Here is a 25,902-nt window from a genome sequence, read left to right as displayed (position 1 = left end):
CATGGCCGACTCCGTAGAACCGATCGCGGTGATCGGTATGGCCTGCAAGCTGCCCGGCGCGCCGGATCTGGAAAGCTTCTGGCAGAACCTGGCCGCCGGGCGGGAGACCATCTCCTTCTTCGACACCGAGGAGCTGACCGCCGCCGGGGTCGCGCAGGCGGAGGCCGCCGATCCGGACTATGTCCCGGCCGCGCCCGAGATGCCCGATGTGGATCGCTTCGACGCGGACCTGTTCGGCATGACCGCCGCCGAGGCGCGGATCTGCGACCCGCAGATCCGTGCGTTCCTCGAGCTGTGCCATGCTGCGGTGGAGCACGCAGGCTACGACCCGTTCGCGCTGCCCGACAGCGTCGGCGTGTTCGGCACCACCGGCCCCAACTCGTATCTGCGACACATCCTCACCACTCGGCCCGACCTCGCTGAAGGATCGCCCGGGATGGCGCTGTTCACCCTGAACAACGCGGACTACCTGGCAACTCTGGCCTCCTACAAGCTCGACCTGCGCGGCCCGAGCATGACGGTCCTCAGCGCCTGCTCCAGTTCCCTGGTCACCGTCCACATGGCGGCTCAGGCGCTGCGGGCGGGAGAGTGCGATGCGGCGCTCGCTGGAGGCTCGACCGTCGAACTCCCGCTGGGGCACGGCCACCAGTGGACACCTGGCGGAGTCCTCACCCGGGACGGCCACTGCCGCCCGTTCGACTCTTCCGCCTCGGGAACGATCTTCGGCAGCGGTGCCGGGGTGGTGCTGCTCAAGCGCCTTGACGACGCCCTGACCGACGGGGACCGGGTGCTGGCGGTGATCCGCGGCAGCGCGATCAACAACGACGGCGCCGACAAGGTCTCCTTCAGCGCCCCCAGCGTGGGTGGCCAGGCCGCCGCGGTGGCCGAGGCCATGCTGCTCGCCGGTGTCGCGCCGGGCGACGTCGACTACGTCGAAGCGCACGCCACCGGCACCGATCTAGGCGATCCGATCGAGGTCGCCGCGCTCACAGAGGCGTACGAGACACTCTCCGACACTCCGCTGATACGTGGGCGCACCGCGATCGGCTCGGTGAAGTCCAACATCGGCCACATGAACTCGGTGGCTGGCGTGGCCGGTCTGATCAAGACCGTGCTCATGCTCCAGCACGAGACGATCGCACCGAGCATCAACATCAGCGAGGCCAACCCGCGGCTGGAACTCGACCGAACGCCCTTCGAGCTCGCTGGCAGGGCGCGGGCCTGGCCCCGCAGGGCCGGCCGGCCCCGGGTGGCGGCGGTGAGCTCGCTAGGCATCGGCGGCACCAACGCGCATCTCGTCCTGCAGGAAGGTCCCGTGGCACCGCCGTTCCCGCGTCGGGAGCAGCCGCGGCTGGTGGTCTGGTCGGCCCGTGACACCGAAGGCGTGGACCGGCTCCGCGGCGGGCTCGCCGCCTACTTCACGGCCAATGGCGAAGCGGACTTCGCCGAGGCGGTGGGAACGCTACAGCGGGGGCGCACCCCGCATCCGGTGCGGGCCGCCCTGGTGGCGTCATCGGCGGCCGCCGCCGCAGAGAACCTGTCGACGGCCGGCTCCCCGATCGCCGTCGGCCGTATCCGGCCGGGTGCCAGGCGGGCCTTCCTGTTCCCGGGCCAGGGGGCGCAGCGGATCCGGATGGCGGCGGGCCTGTACGGGACGGACCGTGCGTTCAGCGTCGCGATGGACGAGTGCCTCGAACTCTTCCAGTGCGGCGGGACACGGCTGGACGAGGCCTGGCTCGGCGAAGAGCACGCCGAGGCGACCGAGCTGGTCCAGCCGTTGCTGTTCTCAGTCGAGTACGCGCTCGCCGCGATGTGGCGGGCCTGGGGCGTCGAACCACAGGCTGTTCTGGGGCACAGCGTCGGCGAGTTGACCGCGGCGACAGTGGCCGGGGTCTTCGATCTCCCGGACGCGGTACACCTGGTCGCAGCCCGCGCGGCGGCGATGGCCGCCCACCCGGTCCAAGGTGCGATGCTGGCGGTGGCCGCCGGCGTCGAGCGGGTCGCCGGGCTGCTGCCGCCCGAGGCGGCAGTGGCAGCGGTGAACGGCGCGGCACAGACCGTGGTCTCGGGGCCGCACGAGGCCCTCGCCGAACTGGCCGCCCGTTTCGCGGAACAGCGCCTGGCCTGCCGACCGCTACCGGTCGCCGGTGCGTTCCACCATCCCGGGTGGAGCGATGCCGCCGACCGTTTCGCCAAGGCGTTCGACGCGGTGACCACCCGAGATCCTGCCATCCCCATGTACTCGGGTCGGACGGGGAGTCTGCTGACCGACGAGCAGGCTAAGGACCCGCGCTTCTGGGCGGAGCAGCTGACCGGTCCGGTGCTGTTCGGCCCTGCCCTGGAGGCGCTGACCGCCTCCGGCGAGTGGACCCTGCTGGAGACCGGTCCCGGCCGAACCCTGACCACGTTCGCCCGACGCCTGGCCGCCGCCCGGGATGGCCGGGTCACGGCGGTCGCCGCGATGGGATCCGGCGACGACCAGGAGACCGCGCTCCTAGCCGCAGGTCGGTTGTGGCTCGACGGCGTGGCGCTCGACTGGGAGGCCATGGGGCAACCGCGGGCCCTGACCCGCCGGCAGGTGCCGGGCTACCCGTATCGGCGGGACCGGCATTGGATCGATCCGCTGCCTGCGGAGAAGCCGACCATGCAGCTGGCGGGCGTCGCGACCGCTGAGCCCCCGTCGCACGGTGACGTGGACGGGATCGAGGTTACGGCCGGCGCGAAGCCTCCGGCGACGATCGGCAGTACGACGCCAGGCGCTGCGACTCCGCTGAGTGTCCTCGAGTGGGTATCGGCCCCGGCGCGGCGGACGGCTCGGGGCTCTGGCGGCGTCGCGCTGGTCCTGCTGCCGGAAGACCCGGACCGGTCGATGACAGTCCTGCTGGCGGTGCAACGGGCCGGTTGGCGCACCGTGCGGGTGCGACCCGCCGACGCGCCGGGCGAGACGGCCGGTGAGTTCCGTGTGCGGCTGAACGAGCCACAGGACTTCACCGACCTGGCGGCCGTGCTGGCCGAGCGCGGCCTTGCGATCGACCTGTATCTGCACGCGGCTGCATATTCCGGGACGGGCGCGGCCAACGATCCGCTCGATGAGCAGCTGGAAGCCGCGTTCTTCAGCCTCCTGTCGTTCGCCAAACTCGCGCTGACGCGCGCCCCGGGCGAGGCCCCGCCTCGCTTCGTCTTGCTGACCAGCGAGGCAGTCGATGTCAGCGGTGGTGAGCCGCTGGTTCCAGCCCGTGCCACCGCAGTGGCGTTCGCCCGCACCCTGGCGGCCGAGACCCCCGGCATGCCGGTCGCCGTGCTGGACGCCTGCGCGCGCACCGGACCAGCTGAGCTCGCGGCCGACCTGGTCCGACCGGAGTCAGGGAGTGTGACGGCCCTGCGGGGCTCCCGCCGCTGGACGCCGGTCGAGCGTCCGCTGGAACTACCGGCCCCGGTCGGCGAAACGCTGCGTGAGCGCGGCGTCTACCTGATCACCGGGGGCTTCGGTGGCCTGGGATTGGCGCTCGCCCGCCATCTCGCCGGTTCCGGGCTGCGTCCGCGGCTGGTCCTGCTGGGCCGCCGCGATCCGACCGACCTGCGGGCGGACGTCGAGGACCCGTTCGTGCTGCGTGCTCGGGCCACACTGGCCGAGCTCACCGCGCTCGGTGCCGATGTGCTAACGGTGAGTGGTGATGCAGCCGAGCCCGGATTGTTGAGCACCATGTTCGACCTGGCCCAGCAGCGGTTCGGCACGGTGAACGGCGTCTTCCACCTGGCCGGGGTGGCCGGTGGCCGGATGGCCGCGTTCCGCAAGCAGGCGGACGCCGCCGCGGTGCTGGCCCCGAAGACAGCGGCGACGGTGCTGCTGGCCGAAGCCACTACTGACCGCCCCATACTCGATTTCGTGGTGCTGTACAGCAGCCGGGCTGCCGTCGAAGGTCTGGTCGGCTCGGCCGATTACGCTGCGGCGAACGCCTTCCTGGACGCTGCTGCGGAGTCCCTGCCGTTCCACGCGGTGCGAGTGCTGAGCGTGGGCTGGCCGGTATGGCTCGGCGAGGGCATGGTGGACCACGAGGGCCCAGACCTCGGCGGGCTGTCCGCGCTGGTGGCGCAGCTGGCCGACGGCCGTTCGGTCGAGCCGTCCACACCGGACTTCCGCTGGGAGAGCGACTTCGGTGCGGCGACACACTGGGTGCTTGACGAGCATCGGGTCGGCAGTGTCCCACTGCTACCCGGCGCTGCCTATGTCGACCTGGTGGTGAGCCTCTTCACCGAGCACTTGGCCGGGGCCGGCGGAGCAGTCGAGCTCACGGATGTGGTCTTTCGTGCGCCGTTCTCGGATGAGCGGAACCGGCGGCTGCGGGTGGACTTCACCGCGACCGCGGACGGCTACGACTTCACAGTCGTCTCCCGTCCGGCCGAACAACCAGACGACACCTGGCTCGAACACGTGACCGGGCGAGCGGGCTGGGTGAGCGCCGAGCGCCGCCCGATCGACGTCGAGGACCTGGTCATGCGGTTGGAGACGGTCGGCACAAAACCAGCCGACAAGGTTCCAACCGATCTCGCCTTCACCATGGGCCCCCGATGGCGCAACATCAAGGATGTCTGGCAGAGCGGCGAGGAGCGGCTGTTGCGACTCGAACTGCCGCCGGGGCTGGTCGGCGACCTGCCCCAGCACCGGCTGCACCCGGCACTGCTCGACACGGCTACGGCCGGGGTCCGTTCGTCAGGCGAGGGAGCGTTCGTACCGTTCATCTACCGTCGCCTGGTCGTGCACGCGGACCTGCCGGAACGTCTGTACAGCCACGTTCGGCGCACCCCCACCGACCCGGACACCGCGATCGGGGACATCGAGCTGATCGCCCCGGACGGCACGGTGCTGGCGGAGGTCGAGGGCTTCACCATGCGACGGGTCTCCTTCGAACCGGGTTGGGACCGGCCGCAGGCACCCGGCCGGGGTGGACCTCTGCCCGCCGCGACGCGCGGCAGGGAAGGGCTGGACCCGGTACAGGGCCTGCGGCTGCTGCTGCAGCTCATCGCCGCGGACACGCCGCGGTCTGTGCTTGTCCGCCCGCATGTCGACGGGCGCCCGGTTCCGGCGGCCGCGGGGCCCTCGCCCGCGACCCCCGCGACCCCCACGGCCCCCGCGTCCCCCGTGCCGGACGCCACGCCGGGGACGGTGCCACCCGCGGCGTCGCCGTCCCACGGGAAGGGCCAACATACGGTTCATCAGGGCCGACGGCTCGCACCGTCCGAGCAGCCGGCCGCGACCCCGATCGCGGCAAGCAGATCCGTCACCGCCGCGACCGGTCTGGCCGATCTGTGGGAGCACGCGATCGGCGTCCCGCCGACCGGTGACGACGAGGACTTTTTCGAAGCCGGTGGCAACTCGTTGTCTGCGGTCGAGCTCATCGGGCGCATCCGGGCAGTCCATGGGCTCGAGCTCAGCATCGGGTTGCTGCTCGAGGTCCGAACCTTCGGAGGGCTGCGGGAGATCGTGGAGGCGGGTGTCGGCCGATGACCCAACCCGTCGGAGTGTTGCGCTGCCGCAATCTCCATCCGGACCCGGCCATACGGCTGTTCTGCCTGCCCTGGGCCGGGTCCGGGGCCCTCGGATACGCCTCCTGGCGGTTGCCGGCCGAGCTGGCCGCCGAGGTCTGGACCGTACAATTGCCCGGCCGCGAGGATCGGGCCGGGGAACCGCCGTTGCGCACCATCCCGGCGATGGTCGAAACCTTGCGGGCCGCTGCCGATCCGCTGCTCGACCGACCCTTTGCGTTCTTCGGGCACAGCATGGGCGCCCTGCTGGCCTTCGAGCTGGCTCGGACGCTGCGTGGTACGGGCGGGCCGGTCCCGGCGCACCTCTTCCTCTCCGGAATGCGCTCGCCCGACTTGCCCTCGTGGCGCCCGGCGGCGAGCACCCTGGACGACGAGTCGCTGCTCTGCCGACTGAACGAGATGGCCGGACCCTCGGGGTCGGCGCTACGCGACCGTGACCTGTTGTTGTGGCTGGCTCCCATGATGCGTGCCGACTTCGAAGCGTGCGAGACCTATCGCTACCAGCCGGAGCCGCCGTTGGACATTCCGACGAGCCTGCTGGCCGCCGCCGACGACACCGAGGTCCGCGTGGACGAGGTGTCCGAGTGGCGGCGGCACAGCAAGGCCGCCGGGCCGGTCCTGATCTTCGAGGGTGGGCACCTCTACCTGCTCGATCACCGGGAGCAGGTGCTCGACCAGGTGGCCGGGGAACTCTCGCTGATGTGGGCCGCTTGAGTGCTACGACGACGCGGCGGGTAGTGAGTGCCGTTCCTCTTGCCCGCCGCATGGCCGACGTTCGCGGTGGACTGTCGGACTCGGACACCGTGGCGTCGCCTACGGCCATGATGAGCTCGCTGCCGGGCGCCCGTCCCGTCAGCGATGAATCATCAGTCGCCCGACCGGGTCTCCCAGGGCAGCGCCTTGCGTTCTCCGCTGGAAGGGTGCGCAGGCAGCCCAAGGCGCCTCGCCACCTCGGCGGACAGGGACCGCCGCGTCGGGAACCGGAAGACGTCGAGCAGCGCGAGGGCCACGTCCTCGTCTGCCAGCGTAGCCAGCACCGCGGTCAGCCGCAGCGAGGTGTAGCCGGCTTCGAAGAAGTTGGTGTCCTCGGCCAGGTCGGTGCAGCCTGCGGGACGGTGCGCCGCGAAGGCGGTGCCGATCCGTCGGCTCAGTTCGTCGCGATCCTGCATGCGTCCTCCACGATCCGGGCGACAATGTTCGGGGCGCCGTCCAACAGCCAGTGATCGCTCTCGACGATATGGACCGAACAGGTGCCGCTGGTCTGGGCGCTCCAGCCGACGAGGTCGATCGGGTTCTGAAGGGCCGGATCGTGGCGCCCGATGATCACCGAGATGTCCAGCGGCATACGGGCCGACTCCTCGTACCGGAACCCGGCGAAGAGTTCGTAGTCGGCACGCAACGCTGGTTCGAAGATGTCCCGGAACTCTGGCTGCGCCGCCAGCTGCGGGGGGAAGCCACCGGAGTCGGTGATCTTCTGCCAGAACTCCCCGGATGGCAGGACGTGAACATCCTGGTCCATCGCGGTGAACTGCGGCCCAGGAAACGATATCGCCACCAGTGCTCGCGGCAGCGGGAGTCCTGCCGCGTGGACCTCCCGTGCCACGAGGTATGCCAGGGCCGCACCCGAGCAGTAGCCGACCAGCACATAAGGCCGATCGAGATAGCCTCGTAGATCGTTCGCCAAGTCGGTGGCGAGCAGACCGAGGTCCGTCCTGGCCGGCTCGCCGAACCTTGCCTGACGGCCGGGCAGGTTCAGCCCGTACAACGCCACGTCGGAGGAGAGCCGTGCCGCGCAATCGGCAAAGGTGGCGCAGCCCGCGCCCGCCTGGGGCATCCCGAAGACACGCACCGGTCGATCGGGATCGTCCACCAACGGGACGAACCAGGGCGCGACGGTGTGGTTGATGGTCATGCGTTGAGGTCCGATTCCTTCGATGCTCGACCAGCTCCGGTCAAGTGGGTGCATTCAGGAGGCGTTGGCCACGGGGCGGATAGGCCGTTGCGGTCATCGAGTTCGGGATCTTCTGACATGTCCCGCCACGGGTCGGCTACTGGCCGTTGTCTCACCCGCAGTTGTCGACACGCGCCAAGGTTAGGTAAGCGGTGTGGGCTGGTCATGCCCCCGGAACCAGGGACGTGCCGGGCCGGTGGCTCGACGAGAGGATCACGCAATCCGCGGACAGTGACGGTGGTCGGAACTCCGGCTCCGGCATCCGCCGGGCCCGCCGAGACCCTGGAGCCACGTGCGATGACCGTGCCGTTCCCGTTCAGCCCCTCGCTGCTGGCCGAGCGGGTCGCCGTCGTGACCGGTGGCGCGACGGGCATCGGGCTCGCGATCGCCTGCGCGCTCACCGAGGCCGGCGCCTCAGTGGTGATCACCTCCCGCTCGGCTGAGCGGCTGACCGCCGCCGAGATGGAGGTCGCCCGACGTACCGGGCGTCCGGTCTGGAGCCTGCCCTGCGACGTGCGGGAGGAGGACGACGTGGCCCGCCTGCGGGACTTCGTCTCAGCCCGTTGCGGCGCCGCCGCCATCGTGGTGAACAATGCGGCGGCCAACTTCAGGATGCCTGCGGAGAAGATGACCGGTCGGGCGATGCGAGCGGTGCTGGACACCGACCTCCTCGGCACCTACCAGGTCACCCGGGCCTTCTTCGACGATCTGCGGAGCACCGGTCACGGTTCCGTGCTCTCCATCGGTATCGCGGCGGTCGAGCGGGGCTTTCCGGGTTACTCGCACGCCGGTGCGGCCAAGGCCGCGATCGCTTCACTGACGGCCTCCTGGGCCTCCGAGTGGGGGCCACACGGCATCCGCGCCAACTGCATCGCGCCCGGTCCCGTCCCCACGAAGGGTGTATGGGAGAACATGCTGGGCCAACCGCCGTCGTCGGCGGCGGACGCGGGAGCACAGGCATTTGCGCAGTACGCGCAGGCGGTGCCGCTCCGCCGGCTGGGCACCCCGCAGGACGTGGCCGCCGCCGTGGTGTTTCTCTCCTCGGATCTGGCGGGTTGGATCACCGGTGTGACGTTGACCGTGGACGGTGGACTCAACCTCACGCTCGGCCCCTGACTGAGCCCATTGCTGTCGCCAAGAACCTGGCTCCGGTTCTCGTCCACGACCTCGTGGAGATCTACGCGGGCGACTGACTCAGCCGCCGGTGGCAGAGAAGTGCATGTAGTCCTTCAGGGATCGATAGTCGCCGCACCACTTCCATCCGATCACGGCAAAGGCCTGGACTCCAGGGTCTCCGGGGCTACATGAACCCTCACTACATGATCACGATGGTCAGTGAGCTGCGACTTCCATGATCGCTAAGCGCTACGTCAAACCCGAGTGCGCCACGACACGCGATGGTCAGGCAGGTCCGGACGACAGGCGGCCAAGAACGCCCGCACAGCGCCGACATCGGCTCCCGCCTGGAGGGTCGCGACGTCATGCACCTCGGGCGCCAGCACATTCCGCCATCACCGCGCTGACCACCGGACAGCTCCATTGGTCAGGCAAGGTTCTCCACCTTGACCATGTCTGCCCCGTTCAGCTGCTGCCAGGTATGCGCCGAACCGGCATCGACCCGCCGAAGCACCACTGTGCCGCCGTGCCACGCGCGCGGATACTGGTCACAGGCCAGGTAGTGCAGTAGCACCATCGGCAACCACCAGGTGAGGCTGGTCGCGACGAGCGCGGCGAACAGTGCCCACCCGGTGATTGATCCGCTGATACCGCCGATCATTGCGACAGCGAACGTCAGGGCAGGCGCGAGTGGCAACAGGACACGCCAGGTAAGCAGGGTGATTGCGTTGATCGTGCGGAACCGCCACGCGACATCGGATCCGACGAGCACCACCATTGCCTCGGTGGCCTTCGGCGGTCTGCCCAGAGGGTGGACCTTCATGGCCGTCAGCTCCTGGCTGGCCCCGGCGAGAGGGGCGCTGCCGCAGCGGAACTCGGCAATCGGTTGTGTGATGGATACGCGAGCGGAGGTCCCGCCGCACGGAGAGCCCGATCGAGAACCCTGTGTGGACATCGCGATCAGCCTCCGTACGGCGGGAATCAGAGGGTCAGAAGGTCACGGCTAGGCGCGGGTAACGCAGCCGTGGGAGAAGTTGGACAGTTTGGTCGGCCGACCGATGGTCGGGAGTTTGGCGGTGATCCGGAACTTGAACCAGTACCCGTTGGGCTTACACCTGTCCGCGTACACATCCTTGATCGTAGTGACCACGGCGATGATCGCCGCCGACTGCGCCGCGGAGACCAGCGTGACCGCGATGGCGGCGAGCGCCCCCACGCCGGTCAGGCAGGCCGTCAGGCAGATGATGCCGGCGGAGGCCGCCCCGGCGACGGCGATGAGGGCCGCTCCGGCGATCGCACCGTTCAGCAACAGCTTCACCGTGAAATTCGAGAAGGTGCATTTGATGTCGACCCACGCGTTGAACGACGGCGGGAAGATCGTCAACTTTCGGTAGGAGGCGGTCTTCGAGCACGAGACGGATGCCCCCGACCCTCCGCCGCCACCAGGCGTCATCGCGAAGCCGGTCGGATCGGAGTAGTTGACCCCGTCACCGCAGCTGTACTCGTAGGCGTTGCAGCTGCCGCCGTAGATCGGATCGGTCGACAGGAATCGACCGCTGCCCGGCGTGTACAACCGAGCGCCCATGAGCATGACGCCACCCGGGTTCTCGGTGTTACGCAGCTCGGCGCCCAGCCATCCGTAACGCCCCAGCATCCCGTCGGCGGCGCTGGGGTCCGCGGTCGGATCCAGTCGCACCTCACCGCTCTCGGTGTACTCACGTGTCGAGGCGAGCCCGAAGCCGGTCTCCGGCATGGCGGCGATGAAGTCGCCGTGCAGGTTCGCCAGGACCCACACCTCACCGGCGGTGGCGGTGTGGCCGCCGACAACGCCGGCCACGCCGCTGATGACGCGGGTGTGGTTGCCGCCTCCCTCGTCGGTCCAGGACGGAACGTCGTTGTCGCCGAGGTAGTGGTTGACCTTCGTCACCGCGGTGCCGGTGACGTCGTCGGTCCAGGAACGGAAGCGGTGCGGGACGACGTCAAGGACGTAGGACGCCGTCCGTGTCCCCTGCGCGACGGACTTGACCATGTCGTTGGCATGGTAGGAGACCGTCAGGTCGCCGCCGCCCGGCACGGCCGTGTCACCGCCCGGCACGGTCAGCGATCGACCGAGCGCGTCGTAGGTGTACCCCGTGGTGACCCGATCGGCTTCGTCGACCGACCAGCTACGGCTCGCCGACGCGGTGGTGGTCTGGCAGATGCCGTCCACCCCCGGGCCGTAGACCACTCGACCGGTCTGGTTGCTGGCCGCGTCGTAGCTGTACGAGCGGGTCTCGCACTGGCCACCGGACACATCGACGGCGGAGGCCAGCCGGCCTGCCTCGTCATAGGCGTACGTCCGAGCAGTCAGCGTCGAGGTCCTGCTGCGCCAGCGGTCGGCAGAGTCCATCGTCAAGGCGTCGGTGTAGAGCGTGCAGTCGGCCTCACCGCAGCCCGGCTGGGTGTAGGTCAGGCTGACGCCGTTGTTGAGCTCGTTGTACTTCGCGCTCAACTCCACGCCGTTGGGCCACACCTGCTTGGTGATCGCGCCTTCGACATCGAACTTCGCGGTGAACCTGCCCACCTCGGAGTCGGTCACCGACGTGGGCAGACCACGCCTTTCGGTGCCCTCGTCATAGGCGTATGTCCGCGTCGCCTTGCCGTCGTCGACGACAATCGGCCGGCTCAGCAGGTCGTATGTCGTCGTTGAGGTGTTCGCCGACGCGTCCGTGTAGGACGTCGGCCGGCCGAGGCTGTCGAATGAACGCAGGATCTCGGCGGTGACGGTGTTCGTCGCGTTGACGGTCTGGCTCGCGACGAGCTGCGCCGTGGCCGGGTCGTACACGTAGCGGATGCGATCGATCGGCTCGCCGAGCCCCGGCGCGGACACGCCGGTTTCGTAGGTGCGGCCCGCCTGGTCGTAGGTGATCGTCGTGGTCCGCAGTGTGCCGGCCGAGGTGATCTCGGACATGGTCCGTGCCTGGCCGAGGAACCCGTAGGTGAGGACCTTCCGCGGCAGCTCGGCACCGGCGGCCGGCTGACCCCCCGCGTGGGTGAGGCAGAGCAGGCCGTCCCATTCCGGGTGCCCGCCGCACTGCGGCCACGTGCTGTTCGCCGCAGCGGTGTAGTACACGCTGACGCGGGTTGACGGGGTGGTGTCGGAGGAGCCGCCACCAGGGGCGGTCTCGCTGATCACGCGGCCCTTGCTGTCATACGCCACCCTTGACTGCAGGTTCAGGCCGAGCGGGTCGACCGTGGTGCTGGTGGGCAGTTGCAGCGACCAGTCGTAGGCCGTCTTGACGGTCCTCTCATCGGAGAAGCGCTGAGCGCCGGTGTCCCACCAGGAGATAGAGCTCTTCTCCGTGGTGACGAGGTCGTACGGGCCGTTGCTGGCGCCTTCGTCATAGATGTAGTCGGTGTAGATCCGACCACGGACCGACCGGCCGTCGTTGAGCGTCACCCTGTGTTCGGGGCCGACCGAGAAGGCGGCACGCCTGCCGTCCACGGAGTACTTCGTCTGCGTCGACAGCGACTTGGCGCGGGTGGACTCGTTGGCCACGCCGTCGGTCGCCGACTCGTCGAGGGCGCGTTGGCGGTTCTTGGCGGTTATCTCCCGCTCGACGTTGCCGAACTGGTCGAACCAGGTCGCGGTCAGACCGCCGCCGGGAGCAGCGGAGTTGACGGTGCGGGCGTTGGCGTCGAGGTACGCGATCACCGCTCGCTCGTAGCTGCTGGGCAGGGTGCCCGTCGCCTGATCCCCGTTCGGCACCTGCGTGCCGGGGTAGATGGCGGTGGCGTCGGTCGGCGCCACGGTCTGCGCCCATCGCGCCGTCTGCCCGGGTGACAGGTCGTACGGGGCGCCCGCGCCGGACGTCGGAACGCGGTAGACGACCGTCGTGGTGTTGGTGCCGGCGGACAGGGCCGTGCGGCTGACGGACGCGAGCCGGCCCTTGCCGGAGTCGCCGGGCAGCACGGTGTACGAGAACGTCCACGGCTCCAGCGCCGGTGGCGCCACAGAGCTGAGCACGCCGTCGCCATCATAGGTGTAGACGGTCCGCAGGCTGTGGGTGGCCTCGTCCGTCCAGTCCAGGCGCGGATCCCACGCGGCGCGCAGACGGCCGTTGCTGTCGTAGGAGTAGCGTGCCGTGGCGACGGTCCGCATGGCTGCCAGGTCCGGGTCCCAAGCGGTGAAGGACACCTCGCTGACCCGGCCGGTGTAGTTGCCCCACTGGCCGTCCGCGGTGCCGGTCGCGGTGGTCGCCGTGGCGTACGCGAACGTCAGCGCCTGGCATCCGCGAACCAGCGTTGCGCAGCTCACGCCGGTGGGCACCGGTGCGAGCGCACGGGTGGGCCGCACCACGTCGACGCCGCCGACGGTGACCTTCTCCCAGGACAGGGTGGTGCTGTCGCCGGAGTTGGCGTTCGTGACCTTCACCGGGTGGTATTCGCCCGCGGGGTCGCCCGCGGCACGCTGGAAGACCACGGTGTTGTCCTCGACGTCGACGAGCGTGTACTTGTCCTGACTGGCGGAGTAGGTGATGTCGGTGTCGTTGACACCGGCCTGCGGCACGAAACCCGTGCCGTCCCCCACCGCGGTGAAGCCGCGGACCGTGCCGTCGGGCAGCGCCACCTGGAGCAGGCTGCCGAAGGCGGTGAGCTTCGTGTAGGGCGCATTGGCCTCACTGGCGAGCACCGACGACGTCCAGCCCGGCCCGAACAGCGGGTCGGTGCCACCGGACTGCCGTGTGCGCAGCGACCTGCCCAGGAACAGCGAGCCGACCGCGACGTCGCCGCCGCCGACGGTGTAGTCGCCGGTGAGCAGGTTCACCATGCCGGGGCCCACCTCCTGGGAGGTGCCCTGGGCGCGGTCACGGTCGAAGGTGAAGCGGATCTGCGGGCTGGGGCCGAAGCCGGTGCCGCTGAACACGGCCCGTACCTGCAGCGGTCCGTCCCGCGGGATCGACTGTGCGTCGACCGCGCTGAGGGTGGCGGTGATGTCCCAGTTCAGTGCCGGGTAGGCGCCGGAGCCGGTGGTGGCCACGGGCCAGGTGACCGCGCCGCCGCCGGCGGTGTAGGTGACGTGAGCGGTCGGAACAGCCGTCCAGGTGTCGGTGTCGGCGCGGCGCCACTCGTAGGTCACCCCGGTGGTGCTGGCGTGGCCGGTGGTGCGCAGGATCGTCTTGGCGGCGGAGATGTCGCCGTCGAGCGGCCCGGTCACGGTGCCCGCGCCGTCGCCGACGAAGAACGTGTACGTGGTCGCCGCTGACGTGTTGCCCGCGGCGTCCTTGGCCTGTACGACCAGGGTGTGCGGGCCGTCAGCAGTCGGGATGACGTTGAGCGATACCGGGTTGCCGGGTGTGGCGACCAGGAAGCTCTGCGGGCCGCCGTCGAACGTGTACACGAACGTGGTGACGTCGGTGGACGCGCCCGGGGCGATGTTGACGACACCGAGCTGGTTGGGCGTCTTGGCCCACTGGCCGGCCGGATAGTCGGTGGAGCTGACCGCCGGGGCGACCGGGGTCGCGGTGTCGATCCTGATCTCGTAGTGCGCGGTGGCGCCCCAGGTGCCGCCGGCGGACTGGGCCCGCACGTGCAGGTACCAGGTGCCGTCGGCCAGGGTGCCGGTGTAGGTGGCGGCGGTCTGGTCGACAGTGGTGTCCGGGGTGGTCGTGGCGGTCTGGTCGACCACCACGCTGTACCCGGTGGGCGAGCCGGTCGCGGTCCAGGATGCGCTGACCGACCCGGTCGGGTAGGCGGCGTTCTGGTCCGGGTGGCTGCTGGAGGTGATCACCGGCGTGGGCACAACGGTGTCGACGTTGACTTTGATGTGCGCGGCGACATCGGACCAGTTGCCGCTCGTGTCGCGGGCACGCACGTGCAGCCACCAGGTGCCGTCACCGGTCAGGGTGGTGCCGAAGGTCGGGGTCGTGACCGGGTTGTCCGTGGTCGCCGGCACGGTCGTGGCAGACTGGTCGACCTTGACGGCGTACTTGTTGACCGTGGACAGGTCCGACGGCGCCGACCAGCTGATGGTCACGTTGTGCGATGGGTAGGTCGCCGTGGCCAGGGGGTGGGTGGTGGAGATCAAGCCGACCGGCGTACCAGGCTTGGTGGCATCCACCTTGAACTGGAAGTGCTTGGCAGCCGACCAGTTGCCGGCCTGGTCGACTGCCGTTACGTGCGCGAAGTAGATGCCATCGGCCAGGCCGGTGCGCGACAGCGCGGTGCCGGTCTGGGTGACCGTGGTACCGGGGTTGGTCGAGGAGGTCTGGTCGTACACCACGGCGTAGCCGGCCACACCGTTGGTGTCGCTGCTGGCCACGGTCGCGAGGAACGTCGTCGCCGAGTACCAGGCCGAGGTGACCGGGTGGCTGGTGCTGGTCACGGTCGGCTGCGCCGGCTTGGTCGAGTCGACGGTGAACTCGCACCACGACGACCACGCCGAGTCGACGACGCCATCGTTGCCCTTGACCCGCCACTTGTAGGTGCTGCCGTCGACGAGGTCACCCGCCGGCACCGCGGTCTCGAGGTAGGCGCCGCTGTCGTCGGACACGGTGACCGTGCGGATCGCGGCGCTGCCCGCCAGGGCCCACCACTCGAACGTCGCCGACACCGTCGCCGACTCGTCGTCGGTGATCTGCGCGGAGAGGGTGGGGGTCGCCGAGGCGATCAACGGGCGGCCGCTCCCGACCACACAGGAGGTGTTCGGCGTGGTGGTCCGCGCCGCGACCACCGGTTTGGCGGTGTAGGTCACCGACAGCTTGTGCCCGGAGGTGTAGAACCGCTTCCATCGGTCCTGCACCGTCTCGTTGCTGCTGCCGTTGGAGTCGCAGGCGCACAGGCCCAGCGTGATCGTGTTCTTGGAGGTGTCCGCGCCGGACTGCAGCGTGTTGATCAGAGCCGTGCTGGTGAACTTCGGCTTCGCGTCGCCCTGGTCGGCCACGCCGCAGCCGCCGGTCTCGTTGGCGTGCGACGAGGCGGTGGCCAGGTAGACGTTGCTGGCCGTCATCGTCGACCAGGTCGCCTTCGGCGTGGCGTTGATCGCGGGGGTCGAGAACATGGTGGTGGGCGTGTTGCCGCACGACCAGGAGTGGTCCAGGCTGAACTCCACCGACGCCGCCGTGACCTTCTTGCCGATCAGCGTCGAGGTGGGGAACTCGAAGTAGGAGCGGTAGACCCCGCCCGTGGCGTCGTTGTAGCCGACGCGGGCGTTGTCGCTGTTGTTGGACTCGTTGTTGTTGGTGGCGTACGCCCACTTGGACGAGAAGACGCTCCACGGGGGGTCGATGAAGACCGGGTACTGTGCCGACGCGCCGCCGAGCAGGTTCAGCGCCGGCGCCAGCACCAGGTCACCACCGGCGACCTGGGTCTGCACCGCGGCGCTGCGCGCCCCGTCGCCCGGGCCCGCCGCCGTCGACCGCCGCGCGCCGGGCTTCACCACCGTTTCGCCGACTACGCGACCCGACGCGTTCAGCATGTCCGGCACCGCGCTCATGGCGATGCTGGAGTCCCACATGGTGACCGACTCGGTCCACGCAAGCGCCCTGCCACCGGCTGTGGCGCGCAACGTGCCGTCGGCGTGACGCGACACCGCCATCGAACCGCCCAGACCGAAGGTGATCTTCCGCAGTGCCGGGTTGGCCGCGGCTCGCGCCGACTTGACCACCAGCACGTGGGTGAAACCGGTGCGGGTCGCCCGCAGCACGAGGTCCACCCCGGGCAGGACCTCGGCGTACGTCGCGCCTTCACCCTGCAGGCTGGGCGCGGCCAGCGGCTTGGGCCAGGACAGCGTCATGGACTTGCCCTGGCGGACCAGCTCTACCAGCGGACCGGTTCCGCCGCCGGAGAAGCGCACGTCAGCAGCCGACAGCGCGGGACGGATCCAGCCGTCGGAACCGCGCGTCAGGGTGAGGTCGATGCCGGTCCAGCGGCCTTTCGCGTCGAGCGCACGCTCGGGCGCAGAGGCCTGCTCGACCGTGACGGATCCGTCCGGGTTGGCGAACACCTCCGTCGTCTCCGACGTCAGGCTGGTGACGCGGACCTTGCGGCCGGTCACTCGGGCCGTCGCGAGCGCCGCGCCGCGGTCGGGGCGGTCCAGCACCGACGCCTCGGCGGGCTCCTGCGCGGCCGCCGGGACGGCGGCTTGAGCTACGAAAGCGCTCGATGTGGCGACCAGGACGAGAGCCAGGGCCTGCGCCAGTGAACGCGTTGACGATCTGTGCCGATTTCGCGTACTGCGAAAAAAGGGCACGGCGAACCCAGAATGTCTCATTGAGACTCCCCCGTGATGTGAATTCGGTCGACGGAAGAGTAAGCGGCTCGATCGAAAATTGGAGATCCACTGAACAGTTGATCGCCACGCGTGAGACATGGTGATATAACGATACGTCAATTCGGCGCAAGAGCCGGTATTTGCATGCACAGCACCGCGCCGCAGACGCACAGACAGCTAACGCGCGGCGATAGTCAAACCATCCACATCGGATCGGCCTGACAAACGGGACATCGCCTGACGTCCGGAGGCCCACGTTGTCGCGATGACCTCGGGGACGTCGCCGTCGCGGTTTCGCACGGCCACTGTTGGGCGTCTCCTGGCAGGAGCGACCACGGTGACGAGATGCTGGCCGACATCCCGCGCATCGACGCCCACGACGAGCTCGCGACAGGCACCTGCCCAGCGGGTCGCCATCGCGTTCGCCAGACCCGCCACAGCAGTCCGACCACGCACCCGAAACCTGGGATCAAGGGGTGAGTTCGGCCGCCAGGACTGGATTGGCGATGTCGGATGCCATGGCGCGGGCACGGGCCAGGTGCTGCCCGCCTTCGACGCGGCTGCGGTGGATCAGCGCCCGGACGGTGAGCTCGCGCATGGTTCCCGCGCCGGCCACGCGTTCCAACTCGTCGAGCAGCTCGGCGCCTTCCCGGGAACCGAGGGTGAGCCGGGCGGTCAGGTCGATGAGGCGCGCTCGCGGCCACAGATACCAGGGGGCTGCGGCAAGGCCGGTACGGCACCAGGTCAGCGCATCGCGTCCTTCGTACAGCGCGAGGGTGGCCTGTGCGTGGGCGACGACGGCGACCCAGCACTGGTCGCCGGACTCGACGGTCTGGACCCACGCGTAGTCGAGCAGCTCGTGTGCCGTCGCGGCATCGCCCACGGCCACCGCCGCCTCGGCGCGCAGAGCCTGCGGAAACGGAGTGAACGCGGTCCAGCGTTCGGCCCGGATGTGGCCCAGCGCCTCATCGAGCACGTGGGCGGCCTGGGCGGCTTCGCCCCGTAGCAGCCGCACCCGTCCGATCATCGCCTGCGACCAGGCGAGCTGCCTTCGGTTTCCGCAGCGGCGAGCCGCGTCGGTGGATGCGCCGAGCACGGTGAGGGCATCGTCGTATGCGCCGGCGTCGCTGAGGCTCATGCCGCGCACGCCGAGAATCCGCGCGGCTTCGGCCTCGGTCGGGCACCACGCTTCGGCCAGGCCGAGCCAGTGCTCGACCTCGGACCGATGCCCCGCCTGGACGGCGAGGAAGGCGAGTTCCCGGCAGGCGGCGGCGCCCGTGGCGGGGTCGCCGCCGCGGCGAGCGTGCGCGAGTGCCTGGTGCAGCAGCGTGGTGACGTCGCCGCCCCGACCGCCGTCGGCGTGGATGAGCGCGGAGGCGAGGGCAAGGCGGGCCCGGCCGGACAGCTGCTGGTCGGTGTCGGCCACCCCCGCCACGGCACGGCGGAGCTGGCTGATCCCGGTCGCCACGGAACCCGCGGACAGGGACGAATCGGCGAGGTCGAGCAGTGACCTGACGGCGGCGGCGCTGACCGCAGGCTCCGCCGGCGCCCAGGTGGCCGCGGCGGCGACGGCCGCGGGCACCTCGGCGCCGAGTTCCCGGCGGTACAGGTCGGCGCATCGGGCGAGGTGGGCGCTCGCCGCCGCCCGGTCACCGGAGCGCGTCAGGCTGGAGACGAGGACCGCGTGCAGGTCGTCGTTGAGCCGATCGCTTTCCAGGGCCTGTACCGCGATCAGTGCCGCCGCTGCTGGCTGCCCGCCGGTCAGCAGTTCGACCGACCGGCGGTAGGCCAGGGCGCGGCAGTCCGCGGCGAGCCGTCGCCGTTCGACGCCGAGCCAGGTGTCGAAGGCGGGCGAGTCGTCGAAGCTGAGGCCTTCCAGCAGCTCGCCGTGCAGAACGTCGGCCGGGCCGGGGGCGGTCAGTCCCATGATGTCGATGGACACGTCGTGGTCGGTGGCGAGGGTCAGCGGGTCGCGGCCGACCGACACCCGCCCGCCGAGCGCGCGGCGCATCTCGGCCAGGTTCCATCGCAGCGCGCCGCGTGGGTCTTCGGCATGCTCGAACAGCATCGACACCAGGCGCTGCCTGCTCGGCGGGCGCTCGGCCAGGGCCAGGAACGCCAGCAGCCCCCAGGCCTTGTGGCCGCGGGGGCCGCCGACCGCCACACCGTCCTGGACGATCTGCGGCCGGCCGAGCAGGCGGACCAGGGTCGTCACGGGCTGTCCGGCCCCGCCACGGGCGCGGGTGCGCGGCCGAACGTCACGGCTTCGAGCACCGCCTCGGGTGTGCGGGTCCGCAGCTGCCAGTCGGGGACGGCGCCCAGCGCGTCGTTGACGGTGGAGAACGCGACCCGCAGCGCGACATAGGTGGTGATCGCGAGGATCTGCGCCTCGTCGTAGCCTGCCTGCCGCAGCGGCTGCACGTCCGGGGCGGCGGTGGCGTTCGGGTCGGCGGTGACCCGACGTGCCCACTCGGCCAGCGCCCGCTCCCGGGCGTCCAGGAGGCTGTCGTCGCCGGTGAGGACCCCCGCACTGACCTGAGCGGATGCCGCAGCCGCCAGTTTGGCTCCCCAGGCCAGCGAGCAGTAGGAGTCGCCGAGTGTCGACGTGGCCGCGGTGACCAGGATGCCCCGGTCGCGCACGCTCAGACCGGCGGTCCTGGTGACGTGGCCGAGGGCTTTGAACAGCAACTCCATCGCCTCCGTGTCGTGGGCCCAGAGCCGCGTGGCGTTCATGACGTACCCTAACTCGGCGTTGTCGTCGGCGTAGGCCGCGCTCGCGCCGTCGCTCAGTTGCACCGGCTCGGCGAGGAACGACGACGCAGCGCCGGACGGCGCCGGGGCCCGGGCGATGAAACCGACGAGGTTGATCTCTGCTCGCAGTGGCAGCCCGTCGCGGGCGTGTTCGGCTGCCAGCTGTGCCGCATCGTGCAGGAAGCGCTGCTCGCCTATGGTCTGGATCGCTTCGTATCCCGGACCTGTGCAGGCCAGGGCCCGCGCGTACGACTCGGGATCGGCGAACTCCCAGACGAACGGCACGTTCACCCGCTGGACGGCCTCGAATCCGTGGGCGATCAGCAGTCGCTCGCCGACGCCGGGTTTGCCCAGGCTGTTCATCGCGGCCTGATGGGTGACCTGGGCCGCGTCGGCCCACAGGAACGGCCGCAGCGCCCAGGCTCCGGGCGAGGCCTTGACGTGGCCCCAGACCGTCATCCCCAGCAGCCCGCCGGGCCGCAGCACCCGCCGCACCTCGTCAAGGACCTCCGGTGTGGTGCCCCAGATCCCGCGGAAGCTGGTCACCACGTCGAACACGCCGTCGTCCCAGGGAAGAGCCCGCATGTCGCCCACCCTGAGATCGGCCCCGCTGCTGCGATCACGGGCGACCGCGACCAGCCGCGCGGACGCGTCGATGCCGGCCGCCGTCGCTCCCCGCGCGGTGGCGAGTTCGACCGCCAGGCCCGCGCCGCAGGCGACGTCCAGCAGGCGCGTGCCGCCGCCGACCTTGAGGTGCTGGTGCATCGTGACGTACTCGCGGATGTTCTGCGGCTCGTGCAGGGTCGCGGCGTCGGCGGCCTTGCGGCCCCAGCCCGCGTCGGGGAGCTTCCACTGCGGCACGGTGCCACCGCCCGGCGCTCCGGTCGGCACCGCGTGCCGAGCCTTCGACCCTGGATCCGCTGGTAGGTCGGCTGCTCGCATCGTCATACTCCACCTCGTCCGGTCCCCGTCAGTGGGTTCCACGATCGTGTGGCGCCGTGTGACGCACCGTGTGACGCGAATGGACAGTCGTCCGGGCAGTCGCTGATGCCGCGAGCGTCGTGCGAGGGCCGGCGAGTGCAGTCGTCCGGGCGATCGGGCGTGCATCTCCGCCTTGCCGAGCAGGAGCCGTCGCGCCGGACCCGGCAGCCATCGACAACCAAACATGTTCTCGTCGCGGTGCCCGCGGTAAGGCGTCGCCGACGCAGGCTGCCTAGCTGGTGCTTCTGGGCTGTTCGGTCACCGATGAACACCGGCACCGGCACGCTGGCACTGCTGGTCAACGACAACGATCCGGCGACCTACCCCTGTAACGGCGTGCGCAACACCGTCGCGGTGTACACCGAGGCGAAGGGCCCGCAGACCGTCAAGCTCGAGGTGACCGGAAGCGGCAGCTGGCAGCTTGCCGTCACCAAGGCCGCGTAGCACGGCGACCGGTACCGAAGGCGACACGGTAGTCAGCGCCCCGGGCCTGGCCACAGTGTCACGCGGCCGTCAGCTCCTCCGCAACGATCGGCGAAGCGACGCCCTCGAACACCTGCCACCACATGAGCCAGATCAGGGCAGGTCAGTCCGCCACAGCTGGCGTGCTGCGAGGAGCGCCCGATGGCGTCACGACAATCTGATCCGCATCCTCGTACAGAACGACGCCGGGAACGGCGGAGCGCACCTCCCTCCAACTGACCTCGTACCGGTCCAGCAGTGCCAGGTATCCCGGTACGCGGTCGAGGAGGTGGACGGCGGTGTCCTTGAACCAGCAGGTTGCGTGAGGGTAGACGGACTTGTCGAACAGCGTCGGGTCTGCCTTGCCCGGATCGGGATAGGCGGCATCGAGCCAGTCGTTGTTCGAGCGCCACCAGGTCCAGTCCTCAGGGCTCAGCGCACCTGATCTAGCCAGCACGTTGGCGAGCCCGAAGATGCCCGTCCGCCTGCCGTGTTCGTCAGCTTCGGCAGCCTCAAAACGGATGTACAGCACAGAGCCATGCTGCCACAGGGCCGGCGGCTGCACCTGCCAAGTGCGTGGCCCGTGGAACTTCCACACACGGATCGGCGGATACGGGCAGCCCGTCCCGCCGCACGCGCGTCCACTTCGACCCGTCCGATGTTTGATCGACGTGCGCGCCGCTGCAGGTCTTCGGCTTGGTCGGCGTTCCAATTGCTATGGTTTGCCGGATTCGATCGGTCTACGGGGGCCGGTCAAGCAAGGAGCCTGCCGCAGATGAGCGAACCAACACGACGCGATCTACTCAAGAGGGCCGCGGTCCTCGGCACCGCCGCCGCCACCGGTGGAGCGCTGGCTGCGCCGGCCTGGGCCCGGCCCACGGTCCAGGCGGAGCCGGAGCAGACCACCACCAGGGCGGAGCAGTACGGCGTGCTCGACGTCGCGGTCATCGGCGCCGGGGTGTCCGGGGCGTACGCCGCCTGGCGGCTGCTCGGCCCGGAAGCCGAACGCAGCCCCCTGCTGCGCGAGCTCCAGCGGCGTCGCAGCGGCCGGCTCGCGGTAGGCCTGTTCGAGGGCAGCGAACGCGTCGGCGGCCGACTGTTCTCCAAGACGCCGCCCGGCATGCCGCACCTGCACGCCGAGCTCGGCGGGATGCGCTACGTGAGCACCCAGCCGGTCGTCCCCGACCTGGTGAACCATCTCCGGCTGCCGACCGCTCCCTTCCCGGTCGACGAGCCACAGAACCTCGTCTACCTGCGCCAGCGCCGCTTCACGCAAGCCCAGTGGGGCAACCCGAAGGTCGTGCCCTACCGGCTGCCGACCGAAATCCGGGGCCAGTCGCCCGACGATGCGCTCCTGTCGGTCATCGAACGCTTCGTCCCGGGCGCGGGCAGCATGGACCACCGGGCATGGGACAAGATCAAACCCACCGCGTCCGTCGAGGGCCGACGCCTGTACGACATCGGGTTCTGGAATCTGCTGCTCGATGCGGTCGGGCAGGAAGGGTGGTCGTTTCTGCGCGACGGGCTCGGCTACGGCTCAGTGGTCGACAACGTCAACAGCATCGAGGCGATGGAGGCGTCGGTCGCGGACTTCGTGGGCTCCCCTCCCCCGCAGTATCTGCTGCTCCGCGACGGCTACCAGACGATGCCCGAAGAACTCGTGCGGCGGTTCAAGGCCGAAGGCGGCAAGGTCCACCTGCACCACCAGGTGCGCCGGATCAGCCGCGAGACGGTCGACGGCGAGCAGGTGCTGACCCTGGCCCTGTCGGTCTGGCCCCAGGGCCGGCCGGTCAAGATCCGGGCACGCCACGTCATCCTGGCGATGCCGCAGCGCTCGATCGAACTGCTGGACCCGGACACCTTCCTGTTCGCCAGCGACCAGTTCCTCAAGGACCTCGGCTCGATCATCCCCCGACCGGCCTCCAAGCTCTTCCTTGGCTACGACCGGCCGTGGTGGGAGGAGATCGGCCTGCAGGCCGGCCGCTCGGTGACCGACCTGCCGCTGCGCCAGACCTACTACTGGGGCGTCGAGGGCCGGCAGCCCGGGGCAGACCCCGCCAACCGCAACGCGCTGCTGCTGGCCTCCTACAACGACCTCAGCGACGTGGAGTTCTGGAACGAGCTGCTCAACCGGCCGAACCGCCTGATCCCGGTGGCGGTCACCCGGCCACCGCGGCCGATGGACGCCGCAGCGCCGGGCAACCTGGTCGAGGAGGCGCAGCGGCAGTTACGCGAACTGCACGGCCCTGACGCCCGCATCCCGGACCCGACGGTGGCCTACTTCCAGGACTGGGTGCAGGACCCGTACGGAGCGGCATACCACTTCTGGCAGGTGGAGGCGAAGAGCTGGGAGGTCATGCCGCGGATGCGCCACCCGATCGCCGACGCCAACCTGTACGTGTGCGGATCGGCGTGGTCGACCGGGCAGGGCTGGGTCTACGGCGCGCTCACCCAGGCCGAACTCATGCTCGAGGAACACTTCGGCCTGCCCCGCCCGACGTGGCTCCCGTCAGGGGTCTACCTCGGCCCGTAGGCGACCGGGCACTCGCCACCGGTACCCGCCTTCCAGGCGGGTACCGGTGGATTCGCCGTCACCCGTGGTGATCGTCGCCGGGCCCGTCCTTGACGATCGTCCACGGGCGCATCAGGTCGTCGTCTTCATGCTCGAAGATGTGGCAGTGGTGGATGTAGGTCGCCGGGAGTTCGGCGCCGCTGTTCGGAATCTCGGCGATGTCATGCGTCGGCGGGTAGATGTCCGGAATGATGATCCTGGTCACCATCTCCGAATACGCTTTGACCACGTCCTTTTCGGACCCGGCTTCGTCCGGGTCCGGCGGGATCGGCGGGCCGGTGAAGTAGTCCGCCACGTCCGGGAAGTCCTTGCGCTTGCGCCCGCCGAAGACCCACTTGTCGTACTGGGCCTGGTAGCCGGCCGCGTCGATCGCCTGCCTGTTCAACACCTGGAAGTTGACGAGGTGGACGTGCATCGGGTGGGCGTCGTGGTGGGGGTTGATGTACTCCCAGATCTCGGTCGAGCCCGCCTTGACGAAGTCCTCGGAAGGCTCCATGAACGGAATCGCGTTGAGTGTCATGGTCCGGAACAGCTCGTGCTGGTAGATGACCCATTGCCGCCGGCGGGTGTGCCGGGTCGGCTCGACCGGCGCGTTCACCGGCAGCTTGAGCTTTTCGGGCGGCGCCGACCTGTCCCCGCCTCCGGACGGTCGTTTGGCGACCTTGAACTGCATGACCTCGGTGATCTCCGGACCTTCGCCGGGGACACCCGGGAAGTGCACCGGCGCGTTGAAGTTCCTCATCGTGACCGTCGTGCCGACGGGCAGGTGGGTGAAGTCGATGATCAGGTCATACCGTTCGGCCGGTCCGATCAGGAAGCTCAGCATCCGCAACGGAGCACGCAGGCCGCAGTCGGTGCCGATCAGCCAGAACGGCAGCTCGGGCTGAGGCATCACGTTCGTGGGGTTGACGTCGAACCTCAGCCGCCAGAAGCGCTCGTTCGAGGCGTTGAGGACACGCAACCGGTACCGTCGCTGCTCGACGGCCAGGTAGGGATACGCCTTGCCGTTGACGACCGGAGTGTCCTCGCCCTCCTGCTGCATCATCGTGTAGGCGAGCGAGCCGTCGGGGTGGAAGGTCCGGTCCTGCAGGATGAGGGGGACCTCGTAATCGCCGGTCGGCAGGTCGAGCTTCGCTTCGACGCGGTCGTGGATGAAGTAGAGGCCGGCGAGGCCCGCATAGCAGTTGACGCTGGTCATGCCCATGCCGTGATCGTGGTACCAGAGCATGGCCGCGCGTTCGTGGTTGGTGTACCCGTAGATCACTTCGTTGCGCTTGACCCGGTGCGGCTCAAGGGTGGTGTAGCCGTCGGCGTGGACGCCGTCCGGGCTGAACGACTGGTGTGGCATGCCGTCGGACTGCGGGGCGGTGAATCCGCCGTGGTGGTGTACGGCGTTCCATACGTTGACGTCGTCGGGAAAGGGCTTGTGGGCATGGTAGGGCGGCGGTGGGAGGGGAACGACCACGGGCTTCCCGCTGCGGATGGCGTCGATCACGTCCTGGAACAGGTGGGTGGTCGGCAGTTTGTTGCGGTACTTGACGACCGTCGGGTGGTCCTTGTTCGCGTTGATGGTCGGCCCGAGATAACCCATGCCGATCGGCTTATGAGGATCGTGGGGGTTCTTGGCCCAGTAACCCCACACGGTGGCCGGCCCCAGATCCCGGTGGAATTGCCACTTGCCCTGCCGCATCGTGTACTCGTAGTAGTCGGCGCCCGGATAGACCGAGTGATCGGGAACGGCCGTCATCGGAATGGGCAGCGGGTCGACGAATTTCTGCAGCGGAGGTGTGTGCGGTATCGGGGTGTCCGCAGACCCTGTCCCATGCCCCCCGTGCCCTCCGTTGCCTCCGCGGCCCGGCGCCGCATACGCCTGTGCTCCCAGACCACCCCCCGGGAGCATCGCCGCACTTCCGGCGGCACTGGCCATGAGCAATTGCCTACGCCCCAGCATCTGATCCAACTTTCGCTCGCATCGGCCACGTCCAGCGGTGTGGTGTGTCGCCCCACGAACGAACCACGGCTGGTGCTCATGTGACCCTATGGGCCCGTGACCTGCTGTTTCGGCTGCGCCACGCGAGCGAAGTCGGGTTGATACCTTTTGCGAGGTGTATTGACGGACCGGTGCCTATGATCTCGTCAATGTGGCAGAACACGCCTGACCACCACCGCGCAGCGAGATGACCGAGCGCCGCCCCACTTCCGCACGCGCCCCGCCGGACGCACGGCGTCGACCTGCACGTCGATGCTCAGCCGGCCGGCCTCCGATCCCGGCTC

At 69.6% G+C, this 25,902-nt stretch carries 13 protein-coding genes and 1 pseudogene; 5 read left to right on the top strand and 9 right to left on the bottom strand.

The window, feature by feature from the left end:
- Position 1 precedes the first annotated feature (1 nt).
- Together HAV39_RS13335 and HAV39_RS13330 are read left to right on the top strand one after the other, a co-directional pair.
- Complete coding sequence (locus HAV39_RS13335; RefSeq protein WP_191839508.1) at positions 2-5,506, top strand: type I polyketide synthase; 5,505 nt, start codon at positions 2-4, stop codon at positions 5,504-5,506.
- Entirely contained in the window at positions 5,503-6,258 is a 756-nt protein-coding gene (locus HAV39_RS13330) for a thioesterase II family protein (RefSeq protein ID WP_191839507.1), read from the top strand. The genes HAV39_RS13335 and HAV39_RS13330 overlap by 4 nt, the downstream gene beginning before the upstream one ends.
- 152 nt (positions 6,259-6,410) lie before the next feature.
- On the opposite strand, the gene HAV39_RS13325 is transcribed toward HAV39_RS13330, so the two are convergent.
- A complete protein-coding gene (locus HAV39_RS13325; protein WP_191839506.1) occupies positions 6,411-6,713 on the bottom strand; it encodes an acyl carrier protein in 303 nt (100 codons plus the stop codon).
- Complete coding sequence (locus HAV39_RS13320; protein WP_191839505.1) at positions 6,692-7,456, bottom strand: thioesterase II family protein; 765 nt, start codon at positions 7,454-7,456, stop codon at positions 6,692-6,694. The genes HAV39_RS13325 and HAV39_RS13320 overlap by 22 nt, the downstream gene beginning before the upstream one ends.
- Before the next feature lie 390 nt (positions 7,457-7,846).
- Here HAV39_RS13320 and HAV39_RS13315 point away from each other — a divergent pair, with 390 nt between their 5' ends.
- Entirely contained in the window at positions 7,847-8,611 is a 765-nt protein-coding gene (locus HAV39_RS13315; protein ID WP_191839504.1) for an SDR family oxidoreductase, read from the top strand.
- Between the two features lie 78 nt (positions 8,612-8,689).
- On the opposite strand, the pseudogene HAV39_RS13310 reads toward HAV39_RS13315, so the two are convergent.
- The 5 genes and pseudogenes from HAV39_RS13310 to HAV39_RS13290 all read right to left on the bottom strand — a co-directional run.
- Positions 8,690-8,773 (bottom strand): annotated as a pseudogene (locus HAV39_RS13310) (M15 family metallopeptidase); the annotation flags it as partial.
- A gap of 265 nt (positions 8,774-9,038) precedes the next feature.
- On the bottom strand, positions 9,039-9,434 hold the full coding sequence (locus HAV39_RS13305) for a hypothetical protein (protein ID WP_191839503.1): 396 nt from the start codon (positions 9,432-9,434) through the stop codon (positions 9,039-9,041).
- 180 nt (positions 9,435-9,614) lie between these two features.
- Positions 9,615-16,691 carry an RHS repeat-associated core domain-containing protein gene (locus HAV39_RS13300; protein ID WP_191839502.1) on the bottom strand — a complete coding sequence of 2,359 codons (7,077 nt, stop codon included), beginning with the start codon at positions 16,689-16,691 and terminating at the stop codon, positions 9,615-9,617.
- 640 nt (positions 16,692-17,331) lie between these two features.
- On the bottom strand, positions 17,332-19,077 hold the full coding sequence (locus HAV39_RS13295) for an AfsR/SARP family transcriptional regulator (protein ID WP_191839501.1): 1,746 nt from the start codon (positions 19,075-19,077) through the stop codon (positions 17,332-17,334).
- Positions 19,074-20,504 (bottom strand): methyltransferase domain-containing protein, encoded by a 1,431-nt coding sequence (locus HAV39_RS13290; protein ID WP_191839500.1) that lies wholly within the window; start codon positions 20,502-20,504, stop codon positions 19,074-19,076. Before HAV39_RS13290 ends, HAV39_RS13295 begins: the two co-directional genes overlap by 4 nt.
- Positions 20,505-20,858: 354 nt before the next feature.
- Here HAV39_RS13290 and HAV39_RS13285 point away from each other — a divergent pair, with 354 nt between their 5' ends.
- Positions 20,859-21,038 carry a hypothetical protein gene (locus tag HAV39_RS13285; protein ID WP_191839499.1) on the top strand — a complete coding sequence of 60 codons (180 nt, stop codon included), beginning with the start codon at positions 20,859-20,861 and terminating at the stop codon, positions 21,036-21,038.
- A 142-nt stretch (positions 21,039-21,180) separates the two neighbouring features.
- On the opposite strand, the gene HAV39_RS13280 is transcribed toward HAV39_RS13285, so the two are convergent.
- Entirely contained in the window at positions 21,181-21,588 is a 408-nt protein-coding gene (locus HAV39_RS13280; RefSeq protein ID WP_191839498.1) for a hypothetical protein, read from the bottom strand.
- Positions 21,589-21,831: 243 nt separating this feature from the next.
- Here HAV39_RS13280 and HAV39_RS13275 point away from each other — a divergent pair, with 243 nt between their 5' ends.
- Positions 21,832-23,589, top strand: coding sequence for a flavin monoamine oxidase family protein (locus HAV39_RS13275; RefSeq protein WP_191839572.1), 1,758 nt, complete (start codon positions 21,832-21,834; stop codon positions 23,587-23,589).
- A gap of 58 nt (positions 23,590-23,647) precedes the next feature.
- On the opposite strand, the gene HAV39_RS13270 is transcribed toward HAV39_RS13275, so the two are convergent.
- Positions 23,648-25,375 carry a multicopper oxidase family protein gene (locus HAV39_RS13270; protein WP_203736114.1) on the bottom strand — a complete coding sequence of 576 codons (1,728 nt, stop codon included), beginning with the start codon at positions 25,373-25,375 and terminating at the stop codon, positions 23,648-23,650.
- Between the last annotated feature and the right edge of the window lie 527 nt (positions 25,376-25,902).

The sequence above is a fragment of the Catellatospora chokoriensis genome, from assembly GCF_011297315.1.
Taxonomy (GTDB): Bacteria; Actinomycetota; Actinomycetes; order Mycobacteriales; family Micromonosporaceae; genus Catellatospora; species Catellatospora citrea.
The sequence above is the reverse complement of the archived record's forward strand: the minus strand, read 5'-3'. Positions and strand labels throughout refer to the sequence as shown.

Excerpts from the sequence above, each read along its gene's own strand:
- HAV39_RS13335 (WP_191839508.1), top strand. The coding sequence starts at position 2 with ATGGCCGACTCCGTAGAACCGATCGCGGTGATCGGTATGGCCTGCAAG.
- HAV39_RS13330 (WP_191839507.1), top strand. The coding sequence starts at position 5,503 with ATGACCCAACCCGTCGGAGTGTTGCGCTGCCGCAATCTCCATCCGGAC.
- HAV39_RS13325 (WP_191839506.1), bottom strand. The coding sequence starts at position 6,713 with ATGCAGGATCGCGACGAACTGAGCCGACGGATCGGCACCGCCTTCGCG.
- HAV39_RS13320 (WP_191839505.1), bottom strand. The coding sequence starts at position 7,456 with ATGACCATCAACCACACCGTCGCGCCCTGGTTCGTCCCGTTGGTGGAC.
- HAV39_RS13305 (WP_191839503.1), bottom strand. The coding sequence starts at position 9,434 with ATGAAGGTCCACCCTCTGGGCAGACCGCCGAAGGCCACCGAGGCAATG.
- HAV39_RS13285 (WP_191839499.1), top strand. The coding sequence starts at position 20,859 with ATGAACACCGGCACCGGCACGCTGGCACTGCTGGTCAACGACAACGAT.
- HAV39_RS13275 (WP_191839572.1), top strand. The coding sequence starts at position 21,832 with ATGAGCGAACCAACACGACGCGATCTACTCAAGAGGGCCGCGGTCCTC.
- HAV39_RS13270 (WP_203736114.1), bottom strand. The coding sequence starts at position 25,375 with ATGACGGCCGTTCCCGATCACTCGGTCTATCCGGGCGCCGACTACTAC.